Annotated in this window: 14 protein-coding genes; 11 read left to right on the forward strand and 3 right to left on the reverse strand. The window is 69.2% G+C overall.

All coding sequences use genetic code 11. From position 1 onward, the window contains the following. The first annotated feature begins 68 nt into the window (after positions 1 to 68). From VG899_03325 to VG899_03375, 11 genes are read left to right on the forward strand one after another with little or no spacing between them, the layout of a single operon-like run. The gene (locus VG899_03325; GenBank protein HWA65384.1) at positions 69 to 1532 is read left to right on the forward strand and encodes an aldehyde dehydrogenase family protein; all 1464 of its coding nucleotides are present in this window, start codon (positions 69 to 71) and stop codon (positions 1530 to 1532) included. Positions 1533 to 1554: 22 nt separating this feature from the next. Then, positions 1555 to 2766, forward strand: a complete 1212-nt coding sequence (locus tag VG899_03330; GenBank protein HWA65385.1) for an amidohydrolase family protein — start codon at positions 1555 to 1557, stop codon at positions 2764 to 2766. After that, positions 2759 to 2956, forward strand: coding sequence for a ferredoxin (locus tag VG899_03335; GenBank protein HWA65386.1), 198 nt, complete (start codon positions 2759 to 2761; stop codon positions 2954 to 2956). The genes VG899_03330 and VG899_03335 overlap by 8 nt, the downstream gene beginning before the upstream one ends. After that, positions 2953 to 3753: an SDR family oxidoreductase gene (locus VG899_03340; GenBank protein ID HWA65387.1), complete on the forward strand. Its 801-nt coding sequence runs from the start codon at positions 2953 to 2955 to the stop codon at positions 3751 to 3753. Before VG899_03335 ends, VG899_03340 begins: the two co-directional genes overlap by 4 nt. After that, complete coding sequence (locus tag VG899_03345) at positions 3750 to 4991, forward strand: cytochrome P450 (GenBank protein ID HWA65388.1); 1242 nt, start codon at positions 3750 to 3752, stop codon at positions 4989 to 4991. The genes VG899_03340 and VG899_03345 overlap by 4 nt, the downstream gene beginning before the upstream one ends. Positions 4992 to 4999: 8 nt before the next feature. Next, a complete protein-coding gene (locus VG899_03350) occupies positions 5000 to 5440 on the forward strand; it encodes a nitroreductase family deazaflavin-dependent oxidoreductase (protein ID HWA65389.1) in 441 nt (146 codons plus the stop codon). Positions 5441 to 5444: 4 nt separating this feature from the next. Further along, complete coding sequence (locus VG899_03355) at positions 5445 to 6914, forward strand: AMP-binding protein (GenBank protein ID HWA65390.1); 1470 nt, start codon at positions 5445 to 5447, stop codon at positions 6912 to 6914. Then, positions 6907 to 8118 (forward strand): CoA transferase, encoded by a 1212-nt coding sequence (locus VG899_03360; GenBank protein ID HWA65391.1) that lies wholly within the window; start codon positions 6907 to 6909, stop codon positions 8116 to 8118. Before VG899_03355 ends, VG899_03360 begins: the two co-directional genes overlap by 8 nt. Then, complete coding sequence (locus VG899_03365; GenBank protein HWA65392.1) at positions 8115 to 8525, forward strand: OB-fold domain-containing protein; 411 nt, start codon at positions 8115 to 8117, stop codon at positions 8523 to 8525. Before VG899_03360 ends, VG899_03365 begins: the two co-directional genes overlap by 4 nt. Further along, positions 8522 to 9718, forward strand: coding sequence for a thiolase family protein (locus tag VG899_03370; protein HWA65393.1), 1197 nt, complete (start codon positions 8522 to 8524; stop codon positions 9716 to 9718). Before VG899_03365 ends, VG899_03370 begins: the two co-directional genes overlap by 4 nt. Further along, entirely contained in the window at positions 9715 to 10434 is a 720-nt protein-coding gene (locus VG899_03375) for a TetR/AcrR family transcriptional regulator (GenBank protein ID HWA65394.1), read from the forward strand. Before VG899_03370 ends, VG899_03375 begins: the two co-directional genes overlap by 4 nt. Here VG899_03375 and VG899_03380 read toward each other — a convergent pair. The 3 genes from VG899_03380 to VG899_03390 are packed head-to-tail and all read right to left on the reverse strand — an operon-like array spanning position 10418 to position 15302. Next, positions 10418 to 11755 (reverse strand): alpha/beta hydrolase family protein, encoded by a 1338-nt coding sequence (locus VG899_03380; protein ID HWA65395.1) that lies wholly within the window; start codon positions 11753 to 11755, stop codon positions 10418 to 10420. The genes VG899_03375 and VG899_03380 overlap by 17 nt on opposite strands. After that, the gene (locus tag VG899_03385; protein ID HWA65396.1) at positions 11752 to 12546 is read right to left on the reverse strand and encodes an ABC transporter ATP-binding protein; all 795 of its coding nucleotides are present in this window, start codon (positions 12544 to 12546) and stop codon (positions 11752 to 11754) included. The genes VG899_03380 and VG899_03385 overlap by 4 nt, the downstream gene beginning before the upstream one ends. Continuing rightward, positions 12543 to 15302 carry a branched-chain amino acid ABC transporter permease/ATP-binding protein gene (locus VG899_03390; protein ID HWA65397.1) on the reverse strand — a complete coding sequence of 920 codons (2760 nt, stop codon included), beginning with the start codon at positions 15300 to 15302 and terminating at the stop codon, positions 12543 to 12545. Before VG899_03390 ends, VG899_03385 begins: the two co-directional genes overlap by 4 nt. Position 15303: the final 1 nt, after the last annotated feature.

Below are 15303 nucleotides of genomic sequence, written 5' to 3' on the forward strand. Positions count from 1 at the left end.
CGGGTTGACAGCAGCGACGTGTGCTGAAAAGGTAGAACCTGGTTCTACTCCTGCAGAGGATGCGGTGAATGTCGACACTGCTCGCGCAACGCACGTCGTACCTCGCAGGTGAGTGGAGCACAGCGGGCGAGCCGTTCGAGGTCGAGAACCCCGCTGACGAGCAAGCTGTCTGTGAGGTCCTGAGCGCGACCGCGGCCGACGCCGAGCGGGCGATCCTGGCAGCCCGCGAGTCCTTCGACGCGGGGACCTGGGCCGACCTGCCGCGCACCGAGCGCGTCCGGGTCGTCAGCGCGCTGTGCGACCACATCGAGTCGCTGCACCAGCCGCTGGTCGACACGATGATCGCCGAAGCCGGCCAGCCCACGCGGTTCGCCGACGGCAGTCAGTTCCAAAGCGGTCTCGGTCTGGCGCGCGGGATGATCGACATCTACGCCACGATGTCGGACGAGCACCTCAACGACATCCCGGTCGACGAGGTCACCGCCGGCAAGGTGTTGCTCAGCGTGCGGCGCTACGAACCGGTCGGTGTCGTCGCAGCGATCACGCCGTACAACGCCGCACTGATCATGGCGTTCCAGAAAGTGATCCCCGCCCTGCTCGCCGGGAACTCGGTGGTGCTGCGGCCAAGTCCGCTGACGCCGATCTCCTCGCTCGCGTTCGGTGAGGCGGCCGACGCGGCCGGCCTGCCGCCAGGAGTGCTCAGCGTCGTGATCGAGGAGGGCTCATCCGCCGCGGAGCTGCTCACCACCCATCCCGCGGTCGACATGGTGTCCTTCACCGGGTCGACGGGTGTCGGCAAGCGGATTCTGGCCCAGGGTGCGGCCACCGTGAAGCGGGTCGCGCTGGAGCTCGGCGGGAAGTCGGCGCAGATCTATCTCGCCGACGCGGTCGAGAAGGCGGCGGTCGGCGCGGCGGCAGTCGTGGCGATGACGTCGGGGCAGGCCTGCGTCGCCGCCACCCGCATGCTCGTCCCGCACGAGACCAAGGACGACGTCCTCGCGGCGGTGTCCGGCATGTACGGCATGCTCGCGGTCGGCCCGCCGACCGAGCCCACCACGATGATCGGCCCGGTCATCTCGGCGGCTCAGCGGGCCCGCTGCGAGCAGTACGTCGAGCTCGCGCAGGAGCACGGCGGCAAGGTGGTCCTCGGCGGCGCCCGCCCCGACCACCTCGACCGCGGCTACTACTACCAGCCGACGGTGCTCGACGTACCCGACAACTCGAACCCGGCCGCTCGCGACGAGATCTTCGGTCCGGTGCTGTCGGTGATCGGCTACTCCGACGTCGACGAAGCGGTGCGGATCGCCAACGACAGCCCGTTCGGCCTGTCGGCTCAGGTCTACAGCGCGGACGTCGCGGCGGCGACCGCGGTCGCCCGTCGGCTGCGGACCGGTGCCGTCAACGTCAACGCCGGGATGTTCAGTGCCTACGCCCCGGGTGGCGGCTACAAGGAGAGCGGCCTCGGCCGAGAGCGCGGCACCGATGGCATTCGTGCCTTCCAGGAGCTCAAGCACATGACGATCGGGCAGTGACGAACCGGATGGAGTCGCCCTCATGACCAATCAGGCAACCGAGCTCAACCTCGACTGGCTCATCTCCGTCGACGATCACATCCTCGAGCCGGCCCACCTGTGGGTCGACCGGGTCCCCGCCAAGGACCGCGACCGCGCTCCGCAGCTCGTCCAGGACGGGGACCAGGAGTACTGGACCTATGACGGCAAGAAGATGCACAGCTCCGGGCTGTCCGCCGTCGCCGGCAAGTCCAAGGAGGAGTTCAGCCCAGAGCCGGTCACCTACGCCGAGATGCGACCGGGCTGTTACGACGCCAAGGCGCGGATCGAGGACATGGACCGCGCCGGCATCCTCGCCTCGCTGTGCTTCCCGACGTTGCCGCGGTTCTGCGGGCAGCTGTTCATGGAGGCGAGTGACCGGGAGTTCGGCTTCGTCTGCCTGCAGGCCTACAACGACTTCATCCTCGACGAGTGGTGTGCGGCGGCGCCTGGCCGCTACATCCCGCTCATCCTGATCCCGATGTGGGACCCGCCGCTCGCGGTCAAGGAGATGGAACGGTGCGCGGCGAAGGGCGCGACGGCGTTCGCGTTCTCGGAGAACCCGGCGCCGCTCGGGCTGCCGACGATTCACGACCCCGGTCGCTACTGGGACCCGGTGATGGCGGCAGCGTCCGACATCGGGATGGTCGCCTCGATGCACGTCGGCTCGTCGTCCCAGGTGCCGCAGATCGCGCCCGACTCGCCGTTCATGGCCAACCTCGCCTGGGGTGCGATCCGTACCTCAGGCGCGATGTTGTCGTGGCTGTTCAGCGGGATGTTCACCCGCCACCCGGGGTTGAAGATCGCGTTGTCGGAGGGCGAGATCGGCTGGATGCCGTACTTCCTCGAACGGGCCGAGCAGGTGGTCGACAAGCAGCGGCACTGGGTGGCCAAAGGCCAGAAGTTCATGGACCACGCGACGACCGATGTGGACATGGACACCCTCGACGTCCGGGCGCTGTTCAAGGAACACGTCTACGGCTGCTTCATCGAGGACCACCACGGCATCGCAAGCCTCGACGAGATCGGCGTTGACAACGTCATGTGCGAGACGGACTACCCGCACTCGGACTCGACCTGGCCGCGCTGCATCGACGTCGCCAAGGAGCTCGTCGCCCATCTCGAGCCGGAGGTGCAGTACAAGCTGCTGCGCGGCAACGCCGAGCGGCTCTACCGGTTCACGCCTGCCGAGCCACCGGCGCTGGTTCATGCCTGACGCCGAGATCGTCGTCGACCGCGACGCGTGCATGGGCAGCGGGACGTGCGTGGCGCTCGCGCCCTCGACGTTCGCCCAGGACGCCGAGATCAGGGCCGTCGTGATCGACCCGACCGGCGATGACCTCGTCACCATCGAAGAAGCCGTCAACGCCTGCCCCATGGGCGCCCTCAGTCTGGTCCGCAAATGAAAGGTCGTGAAGGCAGCGTGCGCCTCGAAGGCAAGTCCGCCATCATCACCGGCTCAGGCAGCGGCGTCGGCCGCGCCGCCGCGCTGCGCTTCGCGCAGGAAGGCGCCAAGCTGGTCTGCGCCGACATCGACGCGGAGGGCGCCGCGCAGACGGTCAAGCTCGTCGAGGAGCAGGGCGGCACTGCGACCGCGGTCCGCACGGACGTCTCGGTCGAGTCGGACGTCATTGCCATGATCGATGCTGCGGTGTCTGCGTACGGGCGCCTCGACATCCTTTTCAACAACGTCGGCGTCCCGACGCCGCGGCTGGGGTCGAAGCTCGAAGACCACACGGTCGAGGACTTCGACCGGCTGACGTCGATCAACTTCAAGGGCGTGTTCCTCGGCTGCAAGTACGCCGTACTCAAGTTCAAAGAGCAGGGCGGCGGTGGCGTGATCCTCAACACCGGGTCGGTCGCCGGCCTCGTCGGCTGGGGCGGGACCGTGTACGGCGCGACGAAGGGTGCCGTCCACCAGCTCACCAAGGCGATCGCGGTTGAAGCCGCCGGCGACGGGATCCGGGTCAACGCCATCTGCCCGGCCGGGATGCCCTACACCGGCTTCATGGGCGCCGGCGGGCTGACGGCGTCTGCGGAGGACCTGGAGAAGATCGCGGCCGGGGTCGGTTCCACCCATCCGCTCGGCAGGCCGATCCTCGCCGAGGACTGCGCGGAGGCGGCGGTGTTCCTCTGTTCCGACGCAGCGTCCAACATCACCGGCGTCCTGCTGCCGGTGGACGGCGGCTACGTCGCGAGATGAGTCAAGGACTGCTCGACGTCGGCCGCATGCGGGAGCTGTTCGACCTGCGCAACAGCTTCACGTCCTTTCTCGGCGGCACCTACACCGACGACCCGTACCCGATCTGGGCCCGGCTGCGGGAGCAGGCGCCGGTCCACGAGGGAACGCTGCACGCGCTGTCGGGCATCACCGACGACCTGTTCTTCCACGGCCTGCCCTATCCCGACCGGCCGCACTTCACCTCCTTCAGCTACGCCTCGAACGACGCGGCGTACCGCAACTCGGAGGTCTTCGTGTCGGGCGGCGAACCGGTCGACTTCGACCGCCCGCCGTCGCTGCTCAACAGCATGTTGTCGATGGACGGCAACCGGCATCGGCGGTATCGCGCCCTCGTCCAGCCGTCGTTCATCCCTGCGAAGGCGCAGTGGTGGATGCAGAACTGGATCTCCCAGACCGTCAACGCTCTCATCGACGAGTTCGAGGGCGACGGTCGCGCGGAGCTCAACGTCGACTTCTGTGCGGCGATCCCGGTGCTGACGATCACCGGCAGCTTCGGTGTGCCGATCGAGCAGGCGTTGGACGTTCGTGAGGCGACCAGCAACCCGGAGAAGGTGCTCGAGATCATCCGGCCGATCGTGGCGGCTCGTCGCGAGCAGCCGCGAGACGACCTGATCAGCGTCCTGGTCGAGGCCGAGCTGAAAGACGAGGACGGGACGCTGCACCGGCTCTCCGATCCGGAGATCTACTCGTTCGCGCTGCTCCTGCTCGCGGCCGGTTCTGGCACGACGTGGAAGCAGATGGGCATCACGCTGACCGCGCTGCTGCAGCGACCCGAGCTGCTGGCGGCGGTACGCGACGACCGGTCGCTGGTGAAGCCGGCGATCGAGGAGTCGTTGCGATGGGAGGCGACCGATCCGATGTTCTCCCGCTGGGTGGCGCGCGACGTCGACCATTTCGGTGTGCACCTGCCCAAGGGTTCGGTGCTGCACCTGTGCCTCGGCGCATCCAACCGCGATCCCGAGCGCTTCGAACGGCCTGACGAGTTCGACATCCGGCGCCCGCCGCGTGCGTCACACGCCTTCGGGGGCGGATCGCACATCTGCCTCGGGATGCACGTCGCGCGTGCCGAGATGCTGACCGGGATCAACGCCCTGCTCGACCGGCTGCCCAACCTGCGCCTCGATCCGCAGGCTGAGCCGCCGCGCTACATCGGCTTCTACGAGCGGGGAGCGACCGCGATCCCTGTCGTGTTCGGCTAGGGGTCAGCGTGAGCGAAGACGGATACGTCCAGCCGGACTACAGCCTGCTGGGGCCGGACCACGTCGCCGCCTACCAGGAGAGCGACGGCGAGGTCGGCTACATCTGGAACGGCGTACCGACCTTGCTCCTCACCCACACCGGTCGGGTCAGCGGTAAGGCGCACACGACGCCCCTGATCTTCGCGGCGGACGGTGAGGACTACGTCGTCGTCGCCTCGATGGGGGGTGCACCGGTGCACCCGCAGTGGTACCTCAACCTCGAGGCGAACCCCACCGCGAGGGTGCAGGTGCGCGCCGATCACGTCGACGTGCACGCTCGGGTGGCGGAAGGCGACGAGCGACGGCGGCTCTGGGACCTCGTCTGCGCGGCCTGGCCCAACTACAACGCCTACCAGTCGCGCACCGAGCGGGTGATCCCCGTCGTGGTGCTGAGCCCGGCCGGCGGGTAGTGACGTGACCGACACCGCAACGCCGCCCCCGTCACAGGCGTCGCGCATCGCGGCCGTCGCGCAGGAGCGGCCGGATGCGGCCGGCTATCTGCAGGTGCGACTCGACGGCAGCGAGGAGGCGGTGACGTTCTCCTGGCTCGATCGACGATCCAGCCAGCTTGCCGGCGCGCTCGCCGAGCGCGGGGTCGGTCACGGTGACCGGCTCGCCCTCGGCCTGCGCAACTCCCCACAGTTCGCCCTGGCGGCGTTCGCCGCATGGAAGCTGGGAGCGGTCCCCGTCCCGGTTCGCTGGGACCTGCCGGACTGGGAGCTGACGCGGCTGCGCGAGGTGATCGACGCGCCGGTGTTCTTCACGACCGACGACATCCCGTGGATCGACGAAACCGCCGATCGGCCGGTGCCCGAGCTTGCGGACACGGTCTCGCCGCATCTGCAGGGGATCTGCAGCAGCGGCTCCACGGGTACGCCGAAGATCATTCTCAGCGCCATGCCGGGGGTGTTCAACCCGCTCTACAGCACGCCGATGGCCGACAACTGGATGCCGATCCCGCGCCCGCAACGGATCCTGGTGCTCGCGCCGATGTATCACGTGAACGCCTTCAGCGCGCTGCACAACCTGCTCGCCGGTGACGACCTCGTCGTGCTGGAGAGGTTCGACGCCGCCCGAGCCGTCGAGCTGATCGAGAAGCATCGCATCACGACCTTCACCGCGACGCCGACGATGCTGCAGCGGATGGCCGACGTACCCGGTGTCGACGACCGCGACCTGTCGAGCATCGTGTGGATCCAGCAGGGCGCCGCGCCGATGCCGCCGTCGTTGGTGCATCGCTGGGCAGGGCTGGTCGGGCCGGAGAAGATCGTCATGGCCTACGGGATGACCGAGGCGGTCGGCATCACTGCACTGCGTGGCGACGAGTGGCTCAAGCACGAGGGCAGCGTCGGCGTCGGCATGCGCGGCACTGAGGTTCGCGTTCTCGACGACGCCGGCAACGACCTTCCTGTCGGTGAGATTGGTGAGATCTACATGCGGGCGCCGTCGTACGGCGGATCGACGTACGTCGGCGACGTGCCCCAGCTGCGGGAGACGCCGGACGGCTTCCGGACCGTCGGCGACATGGGCTACCTCGACGACGACGGCTACCTCTACGTCGCGGATCGCCGGGTCGACATGATCATCAGCGGCGGCGCGAACGTCTTCCCCGCCGAGGTCGAGCACGCCCTGATCGACCACCCGAAGATCGCCGACGTCGTGGTGGTCGGGCTGCGTGACCCGCAGTGGGGGCGACGCGTGCACGCCATCATCGAGCCCGCGGTGGTCACCGACCCGCCGTCGCCGGACGAGGTCATCGCATACGCCAAGTCGCGGCTCGCGGCGTACAAGGTCCCGAAGACCGTCGAGATCGTCGAGTCGATGCCGCGGAGCGAGGCAACCAAGGTCAACCGGTCCCGGCTCGTGGAGGCGCGCGGTGGATGAGCTCGCCTTCGACGGCATCAAGGTCGTCGAGCTGGCCCAGTGGGTGTTCGTCCCCTCTGCCGGGGCGTTGCTCGCCGACTGGGGCGCCGACGTCATCCACATCGAGCCGCTGACCGGCGACCCGTATCGCGGGCTGATGACGCAGGGCATCGGTGCCGGGCGCGCCGGGGTGAACCTCTCGATGGCGCTGGCCAACCGCAACAAGCGCTCGCTGGCGATCGACGTGCGAAGTGAGTCAGGCCGGGAGGTGTTCGGCCGCCTGCTCGAGTCGGCGGACGTCCTGCTCACCAGCCTGCGGCCGCGGGCGTTGGCGCGGTTGGGGCTCGACGCCGAGGAGGTCCGGGCTCGGTACCCGAGGCTGGTGTACGCGCGGGGCCACGGGTACGGAGCGCGCGGGCCCGATGCCGATCAGGCCGGCTACGACGCGTCGGCGTTCTGGGCGCGCGGCGGACTGGCCCACATCCTGTCGCCGCAGGACAGTGACTACCCGATCAGCCAGCGCGGCGCGATGGGTGACCGCAACGGCGCCATGGCGCTGGCGTTTGCGATCTCGGCGGCACTGTTGCGGCGCGAGCGGACCGGCGAGGGCGGTGTCGTCGACGTCTCGCTGCTCGCCACGGCGATGTGGACGCTGTCCTCCGACGTACTCGCCGCTCTCGGTGGTGACGAGCCGGTGCGGGTCAGTGGTCGTGGATCGACCCCCAACCCGCTGGTCGGCGTCTACCGCACCAAGGACGGCCGACACATCCAGTTGGTCTTCCTCGAAGGTGACCGGTACTGGTCGGCGTTCTGCGACCTGATCGGCCGGGCGGACCTTGCCGGCGACGAGCGTTTCGCGGACCTTGCGGCACGCCGGCAACACAGTGCCGAGTGCGTGGACGCGCTCGACGCGGTGTTCGCCGAGCGGACGTACGCCGAATGGAAGTCGTTGCTCTCGGGTCTCGACGCGCCCTGGGCACCCGTCCAGGCGGTGACCGAGCTGGTCGACGATCCGCAGGTGACCGCGAACGGCTATGTCGGCGACGTCACCCTCGATGACGGCACGACCTACCGGCTGCCCAACGTTCCCGTTCAGTTCGACGGCGAGCCCGCACAGCAGCGTCGAGCCCCCGAGCACGGCGAGCACACAGAGGCGATCCTGGCCGAGCTCGGCTACGACTGGGACGCCATCATCGCGATGAAGGACGCCGGGGCGATCCTGTGAGCGACCGGCCGGTCCCCGTCCCGGACGAGGTGTCCGCGCCACACTGGCAGGCCGCTGCCAACCATCAGCTCACGATCGCCCGGTGCAGTGAGTGCGGTTCGTTCAGCCATCCCCCGGACGTGGTCTGCGAGCACTGCGGCTCGGTGACACCGCAGTTCCGGTTCATGCCCGTCGACGGCGCCGGGGTGGTCAGGTCGTGGACGGTCGTGCGGCAGGCGTTCCTGCCGGGCTTTGACACGCCGTACCGGCTGGTCGACGTCGAGCTCGACGCCCAGGCCGGCCTGCGGCTCGTCGCCCGCCTCCTCGACGACCTCGACGTCCAGCTGACGATCGGTGCGCGAGTCCGGGTCAGCTTCGAAGACATCGCGGACGGCGTGTCCGTGCCCGCGTTCCGGTTGGCGCCATGACATTCGCCCGCAACCAGGTTGCGATCGCCGGCTACGCCCAGAGCGTGATCGAGCGGCACAGCGCGCTGCCGCTCGGGGCGCTGGCGGTGCAGACCGCGCGCGCCGCCATTGCGGACGCCGGTCTGCAGGTTGCGCAGGTCGACGGCTTCGTCACCGGCAGCCTGTTCCCGACCGCCGGCGCCCACCTGGTCGAGGACGGCCGGACGGTCGTGACCGCCGACTGGCTCGCGCAGCACCTCGGCGCTCACCCGCGTTACGCGGCAGGCTTCCAGGGCTTCGGCCAGATTCCCGGCTCGGTCGCAATGGCGGTCAACGCGATCGTCTCGGGATCAGCGGACTACGTGCTTGTCCATCGTGCGCTGCACAACCCGCAGGGCAGCTATCACGCCAACCCGATGACCGAGATCGCCGGTCCGTTGCAATGGACCGGCCCGCTCGGCTTCTTCGGTCCGATCTCGATGATCGGCCTGACCTACAACGAATACCTGCAGCGCTACTCGGCGCCGCGGGAGGCGATGGCACACGTTGTCGTCGAGGCTCGTAAGAACGGCTCGCGCCTGCCGTGGTCCTGCTGGCACGGCAAGCCGGTCTCGATCGAGGACTACCTTGCCGCACCGCTGATCAGCGACCCGATCTGCCGGTACGACTGCGACCTGCCGATCGACGGCGTCGCGGCGTTCGTGCTGACCTCGGCAGAGCGGGCGCGTGACCTGCCGCACCGGCCGGTCTACGTCACCGGCATCGCATCCGGCCAGCCGAACCGGCGACGGCTGCCGACGCACTGGCCGCTCGACGACGTCATGGCGGTCGGCGCCGACGTGGCGCGCCGGCTGTGGGAGAGCTCCGGGCTCGGTCACGACGACGTCGACCTGCCGCAGCTCTACGACGGGTTCTCGCCGTTCGTCTACTTCTGGCTGGAGTGTCTCGGCTTCTGCCCCGTCGGAACGGCGCACGAGCTCGCCGCCTCGGGCGGCCTCGACGCCGACTCGCCTGATGGCCTTCCGGTGCTCTCCGGCGGCGGCGCGTTGGGCAACGGCCGGATGCACGGCGTACCGCAGATGCTCGAGTGCTACCTGCAGCTGTCGGGTCGCGCCGCCGGCCGGCAGCGGCCGGGCGCTAGCGTCGGGCTTGCCTGCCATGCCTCGCCGCACCTGGGCGGGGCCGTCGTCTACTCCTCGGAGTCCGCCTTATGACCGAGCCGCTCGAGCCGCTCGAAGCCACGTCGGCTTCGTGGGTCGAGCGCGCTGCGGACCGCTCGCCGTCGGTGCAGCGATCGCGAACCCGCAGCGTCAAGCGCGCTCAGCAGCTCGTCGAGGCGGCGAAGCGGCTGGTGCTGGAGAAAGGCTCGGCGTTCACCACGCAGGAGCTGGTCAAAGAGGCGGGCATCGCCGTACAGACCTTCTACAAGTACTTCGAAGGCAAGGACCAGGTCCTGCTCGCGGTCTTCGAAGAGCTCATCTCCGAGGCGTGCGCCGGCCTCGAGACGGCCGCGCGCGAGCTGCCGGACCCGGTCTCCCGGCTGCGCTTCTACATCCGCTCGATCGTGCTCGCCATCAACGATCGCGGCGACGGAGGTCCGCGGTTCATCACCAGCGAGCACTGGCGGCTGCATCAGCTCTACCCGGCTGAGCTGGCGCGCGCGACCGGTGGGTTCGCCCGGCTGTTGCTGCCGGAAATCCGTGCCGCTCAGGAGACCGGTGCGCTGCGACCGGCGAACGCGGAGTACGACGCGTGGCTGATCCAGCAGCTGGTGATATCGGTGTTCCACCACTACGAGTACGCCTCGCACCCGGAGTCGGCGGAGACGATCGGCGACCGGCTCTGGGACTTCTGCTTCGCGGCACTCGGCGGCCGAGCTGACGGTGCCGCGCCGGTGTCGTCCAGGCGGTCCGTCAGACGTCGAAGCTGACTTCCGCCGGCAGGGCGATCCGTAGCCTCAGGCGGCCGGCCTCGTCAGCGATCAGCGTCAGGTGGCGCGCGCTCGCACCATGCCGCACTGTCGTCGCGATCTCCTCGCCCGGCCCGTAGAACACCGGCGTCGTCACCGTCGCCGTACCGTGCCCGGCCAGGGTGAAGCCGGCCCGGCCGGCGTGCTCGAGCGCGGTGAACTGTTCCGCGACCGTGCGGCGGTCGGCAACCGACCAGCCCCACTGGCTCCAGCGCGGCGCCGTGGCCTCATAGCTGACCTCGCGCGGCGGCTGCGCGTTGCGGGCGAACACGCGCATCAGCTCCGGCAGGTAGCTGCGCATGTCGTGGATCCAGTACGGGAAGCTGTGCGTCCCTGCGCCGTAGTCGGTGAGCTTGATCGGGACGTGGGTAGCGACCGCGTGGTCGTACATCTGGTGGGTCTCGGCGTGCGCCAGCACTTCGACGGCGCCGAGCGGGATGAACTGCGGCTTGTCGTACGGTCCCGGCAGGCCATTGCCGGTGTAGAGGTGTACGTCCATGCCGCGGAGGTTGGTGACCAGCGTGGTCGGATCGTGGCCCTGCCAGTTGACCTCGTGCCGCGGGAGCGATCCGAAGATGGAAAACGGAGGGACGAAGTCGCTGATGGTCGTGCTGATCGGAAAGGATTGGAACAGCGGCTTGAGGTTGCCGTAGGCGATGTCGACCGCACCCGAGAACGCCGCAGCGGAGACGAACAGGTCCGGATGCCGGGTGGCAGCGACCATCGACCCGAACCCGCCTTGCGAAAGACCCGCGACCGCACGTCCCGAGCGGTCAGCCACGGTTCGGAAGTTCTCGTCGACCCAGGGGATCAGCTCCCGGACCTGAAACGTCTCCCACTGGTTCGGCCCCAACGACGTGTGCCGGTCCAGCCAGTTGGAGAACCACCCGTCGCCGACACCGAAGCCCACATCCGGCATCACGACGATCAGCGGCAGGCTCCGGGTGAGACCTTCGATGTCGCCGTACGCCGTCCACGAGTTGGCGTTCTCGCCGGTCCCCGCGTAGAGGAAGAGCGTGGGATAGCGGCGAGCGACGTGAGAGGCGTAGCCGGTCGGCAGGAGCACTCGGACATTCACCGGCTTGCCGAGCGCGGCGGTGTCGACGGTGGCGTTGACCTCGCGCGCGTCGACCCGGCGCACCGCGGTGACGTGCAGGCCGTGACCGCTTCGCAGATGCGGTGCCGGAGCCGGCGCGGCGGAGCTGATCGTCGCAACGACTGCCAGGCTGAGCGTCACGAGAGCCAGTAGCAGGCACGCGGTGCTGAGCGGCCGCCGCGTCATCGCGCCGGCTTCTTGGTGGCGGCCCTCGTCGTACGCCGGGAACGCTGGCGCGGCGCCGGTGACTCCGTGGGCGTTGCCCCGAGGAAGACGGCGCGAGCCAGGTCGTCGCGCTCGATCAGGTCCGCCGTACGACCCTCGAACCTGATCGCGCCCTTCTCCATGAACACCGCACGTTCGCAGATCGACGCGGCCACGTTGAGGCTCTGCTCGACGAGCACGAGGGCGACACCGGTCGCGCGGATCGACTCCAACGACTCGAGCAGTGTCGCGACCACGGTCGGCGCCAACCCGAGCGAGAGCTCGTCGATGCAGAGCACGGTCGGTCGCAGGATCAGCGCCTTGCACAGCGCCAGCTGCTGCTGCTCGCCGCCGGACAGCGTGCCCGCCCGCTGGTCGCGGCGCTCGGCGATGCGAGGGAAGATCGCATAGGCGTCGTCCAGCCGCGCTTTCAGCTGCCGGGTGTCGCGCCGCAACACGAAGCCGGCCATCTGCAGGTTCTCCGCGACGGTGAGATCGCCGAAGATCGCCCTTCCGCCCGGGACGAGGGCCAGGCCGTCTCGCACTCGCTGCTCGGCCGAAGTTGCGCTGACGTCACGGGCCGACAGCTCGACCCGGCCGCGGCTCGGCCGCTCGAGCCCCGCCGCGACCCGCAGCAGCGTCGACTTGCCCGCGCCATTGGTGCCGAGCAACGCGAGGGCTTCACCGGGGGCGACCGCCAGCGACACGTCGAAAAGCACCTGGAGACGCCCGTAGGAGAAGTCGACGTTGCGCACCGCGAGAGCGCTCGTCATCGCGCACCGGACCGGGCGACGGCGATCTCATTCGTGCCGAGGTAGGACGACACGACGAGCTCGTTGTGGCGAATCTCCTCCGGGCTTCCGGATGCGATGACCCGGCCACCGGACAGCGCGTAGACCCGGTCACACAGGCCCATCAGCAAGGGCATGTCGTGCTCGATGACCAGCACGCTGCAGCCGAGCGAGTCGCGGACCTGACGAAGCAACGGTCCGAACGCTTCGGCGTCGCGCTGCGCGAGGCCCGCGGTCGGCTCGTCGAGGAGCAGCACCTTCGGCGCCGCGGCGAGCTGCGTCGCGATCTCGCAGACTCGGCGAGTGCCGGTCGACAGCTCGCCGGTGAGGGTGTCGGCCCACGGCTCGAGATTGAGCGTCGAGATGATCTCCTCGACCGTCGCCTTCGCTCGCCGTTCGGTCATCCGGCTCCACGGCGCGGCAACCGCGCTCGACAACAGACTCGACCGCTGGCGCGATGCGAGGGCGACCCGCAGCGCCTCGCGGACGGTCAGCCCGGGGAACAGCCGCGCCTCTTGGAAGTTGCGGCCGAGCCCGAGATGCGCCCGCTGGTCAGGAGCGAGGTTCGTGACAGCGCGGCCGAACACCCGGACGCTGCCGGCGGTGGCGGCGAGATGGCCGGACACCACGTTCATCAAGGTCGTCTTGCCCGCGCCGTTCGGTCCGATCAGGCCGACGATCTCCCCGGTGCGGACCTCGAGGTCGACGTCAGAGAGGATCACCCGGCCGCCCAGCTTCGTGGCAAGGCCCGCCACTTCGAGCGGTGCACCCTCGGCGGTCTCGGCCACGGTTTCGACGTCGCGCGCGACCGATGCGAGGAAGCGCTCCCATCCGCTCTGCGCGATGCTCGCGATCCCGCCCGGGCGGATCAGCGGGATGACGACAAGGCCGATGCCGCCGAGCAGCAGCTGGAACCCGATCTGCTGACCGAACGAACCGAACACCGCAGTCAGGTGGGGGCTGATGAAGAAGGCGGGTACGTAGATCACCAGCGCTCCCGCAATGGCACCGGCGACGGAGCCGAGGCCGCCGATGACCGCCGGAGCAAGCAGGACGAGGGAGAGCTGAGCGGGCACGAGGTCGATGGACATGGTCTGCCAGGCGAGCCCCCAGACCACACCGGCCGCGGCGACCATTGCCCCGGAGAGCGCGAGGGCCCCGAGTCGCACGGACGTCGGCGTGACCCCGAAGCTGGACACCGCACGCGGGTTGTCGCGAGCAGCCACCATGAGCTGGCCGGGCAGTGATCGGCGTACCGCGCGGCTCGCGACCGCGACGAGGACGAGCAGCGCAACCGCGACGTAGTACAGCCCGAGCTGGGAATGCAGGATCCCGAAGGGTGAGAGCCCGACGTCGTTGACGATGACCGCGGCGTTGCCCGGCGTGCCTATCCAGGACTGGTTGAACAGCCACGTCGGAGCGACCACCGCCAGGCCGAGCGTCGTCACCGCGAGAGCGAGCCCGCCGCTGCGCACGGCTGGAATGGCCACGATCAGCATCAGCACGGCACCGGCCACTGCCGCGATCAGCAGGATCAGCGGCAGCGAAAGGTGGTGGGCGCCGAGCTTCGCGGTGAGATAGGCGCCCAGCCCGAGCAACGCGAAGTGGCCGAGGCTCACCTGGCCGGACCAGCCGACCAGCATCGTCAGCGAAACGCTCGCGATCGCCATCACGACGACGACCAGCAGGTCGAAACGGCTGCTGAGGGAGTTGAAGAACGGCACGACCGGGATCACCACCGCGATCGCCAGCCCGAACAGGCCCAGCAGCGGGGCCTGCGCCCGCACGACGAACCGGTCGCGGACCGCCGCTGGTATCAGCGTGGGCCGGAACTCCTCGCTTGCCGCGAGCTCTCCGGAGCGCAGTGCGCCGAGTGCCCTGGCGCGAACGATGACGATGAGCGCGACGAGTCCGAACACCACCAGCTCGGACGGGCCGCTGCTGCTCGTCTGCGACAACGTGATCTGCTCCGCTTCGCCGATGAGCAACCCGCCGAGCAGCGCCATCGGCACGCTGGTGAAACCGCCGAGCGCGGCCGCACCCAGCGCGCGCAGCAGCAGGTCGGGACCGAAACCCGCGGCGTTGTCGGTGCCCTGGCTGGGCGCCTGGAGCACTGCGGTCACCGCACTGAGACCGCCGGCGAGCGCCCAAGCGAACGCGTTGACGCCACGCAGCGGGATGCCGCACAGCCGGGCCGCATCGGGGTTGGTGGCGCAGGCGCGGATCGCCTTCCCCCAGATGCTCAGCCGCAGGAAGACCGTCAGCGCGATGACGAGCACCGGCACCAGGATGAGAATCAGGATGTGCTGCCCGCCGAGCACGATGCCGGCGACGGTGAAGCTCTTGTGCAGCGGCAGCGGATATCCCTTGAACTCCAGCTTCGTCACGTCCGGCTGGACCGCGGGGATGTAGTTGAGCGCCAGCAGCAGCTCGGAGACCCCGACGCTGACGAGCAGCATCGTCGACGGACTGCGCTGCTGCGTGATCAGCCGCCGGATGATCAGCCGTTCGACGAGGATCCCGACCAATGCCCCGACCGCGATGACTGTCGGGAAGGCCGCCCACCAGCTCCAACCGTCGTCGAGCACGAACTTCGACAGCAGCAACGCCGAGAGGGCGCCGAACTGCGCATGAGCGAGGTTGAGGAACCGGTTCGTCTTGTAGACCAGGACGATGCCGACGGCGAGAAGACCGTAGGTGAGACCGCTGATGAAGCCGAGAACCAGCCCGCCTTCCATG

This window comes from Mycobacteriales bacterium (assembly GCA_035550055.1).
Classification (GTDB): domain Bacteria; phylum Actinomycetota; class Actinomycetes; order JAFAQI01; family JAFAQI01; genus DASZTV01.

Coding starts and splice junctions, on each gene's coding strand:
- VG899_03325 (HWA65384.1), top strand. CDS start 69: ATGTCGACACTGCTCGCGCAACGCACGTCGTACCTCGCAGGTGAGTGG.
- VG899_03330 (HWA65385.1), top strand. CDS start 1,555: ATGACCAATCAGGCAACCGAGCTCAACCTCGACTGGCTCATCTCCGTC.
- VG899_03335 (HWA65386.1), top strand. CDS start 2,759: ATGCCTGACGCCGAGATCGTCGTCGACCGCGACGCGTGCATGGGCAGC.
- VG899_03340 (HWA65387.1), top strand. CDS start 2,953: ATGAAAGGTCGTGAAGGCAGCGTGCGCCTCGAAGGCAAGTCCGCCATC.
- VG899_03345 (HWA65388.1), top strand. CDS start 3,750: ATGAGTCAAGGACTGCTCGACGTCGGCCGCATGCGGGAGCTGTTCGAC.
- VG899_03370 (HWA65393.1), top strand. CDS start 8,522: ATGACATTCGCCCGCAACCAGGTTGCGATCGCCGGCTACGCCCAGAGC.
- VG899_03375 (HWA65394.1), top strand. CDS start 9,715: ATGACCGAGCCGCTCGAGCCGCTCGAAGCCACGTCGGCTTCGTGGGTC.
- VG899_03380 (HWA65395.1), bottom strand. CDS start 11,755: ATGACGCGGCGGCCGCTCAGCACCGCGTGCCTGCTACTGGCTCTCGTG.
- VG899_03385 (HWA65396.1), bottom strand. CDS start 12,546: ATGACGAGCGCTCTCGCGGTGCGCAACGTCGACTTCTCCTACGGGCGT.
- VG899_03390 (HWA65397.1), bottom strand. CDS start 15,302: ATGGAAGGCGGGCTGGTTCTCGGCTTCATCAGCGGTCTCACCTACGGT.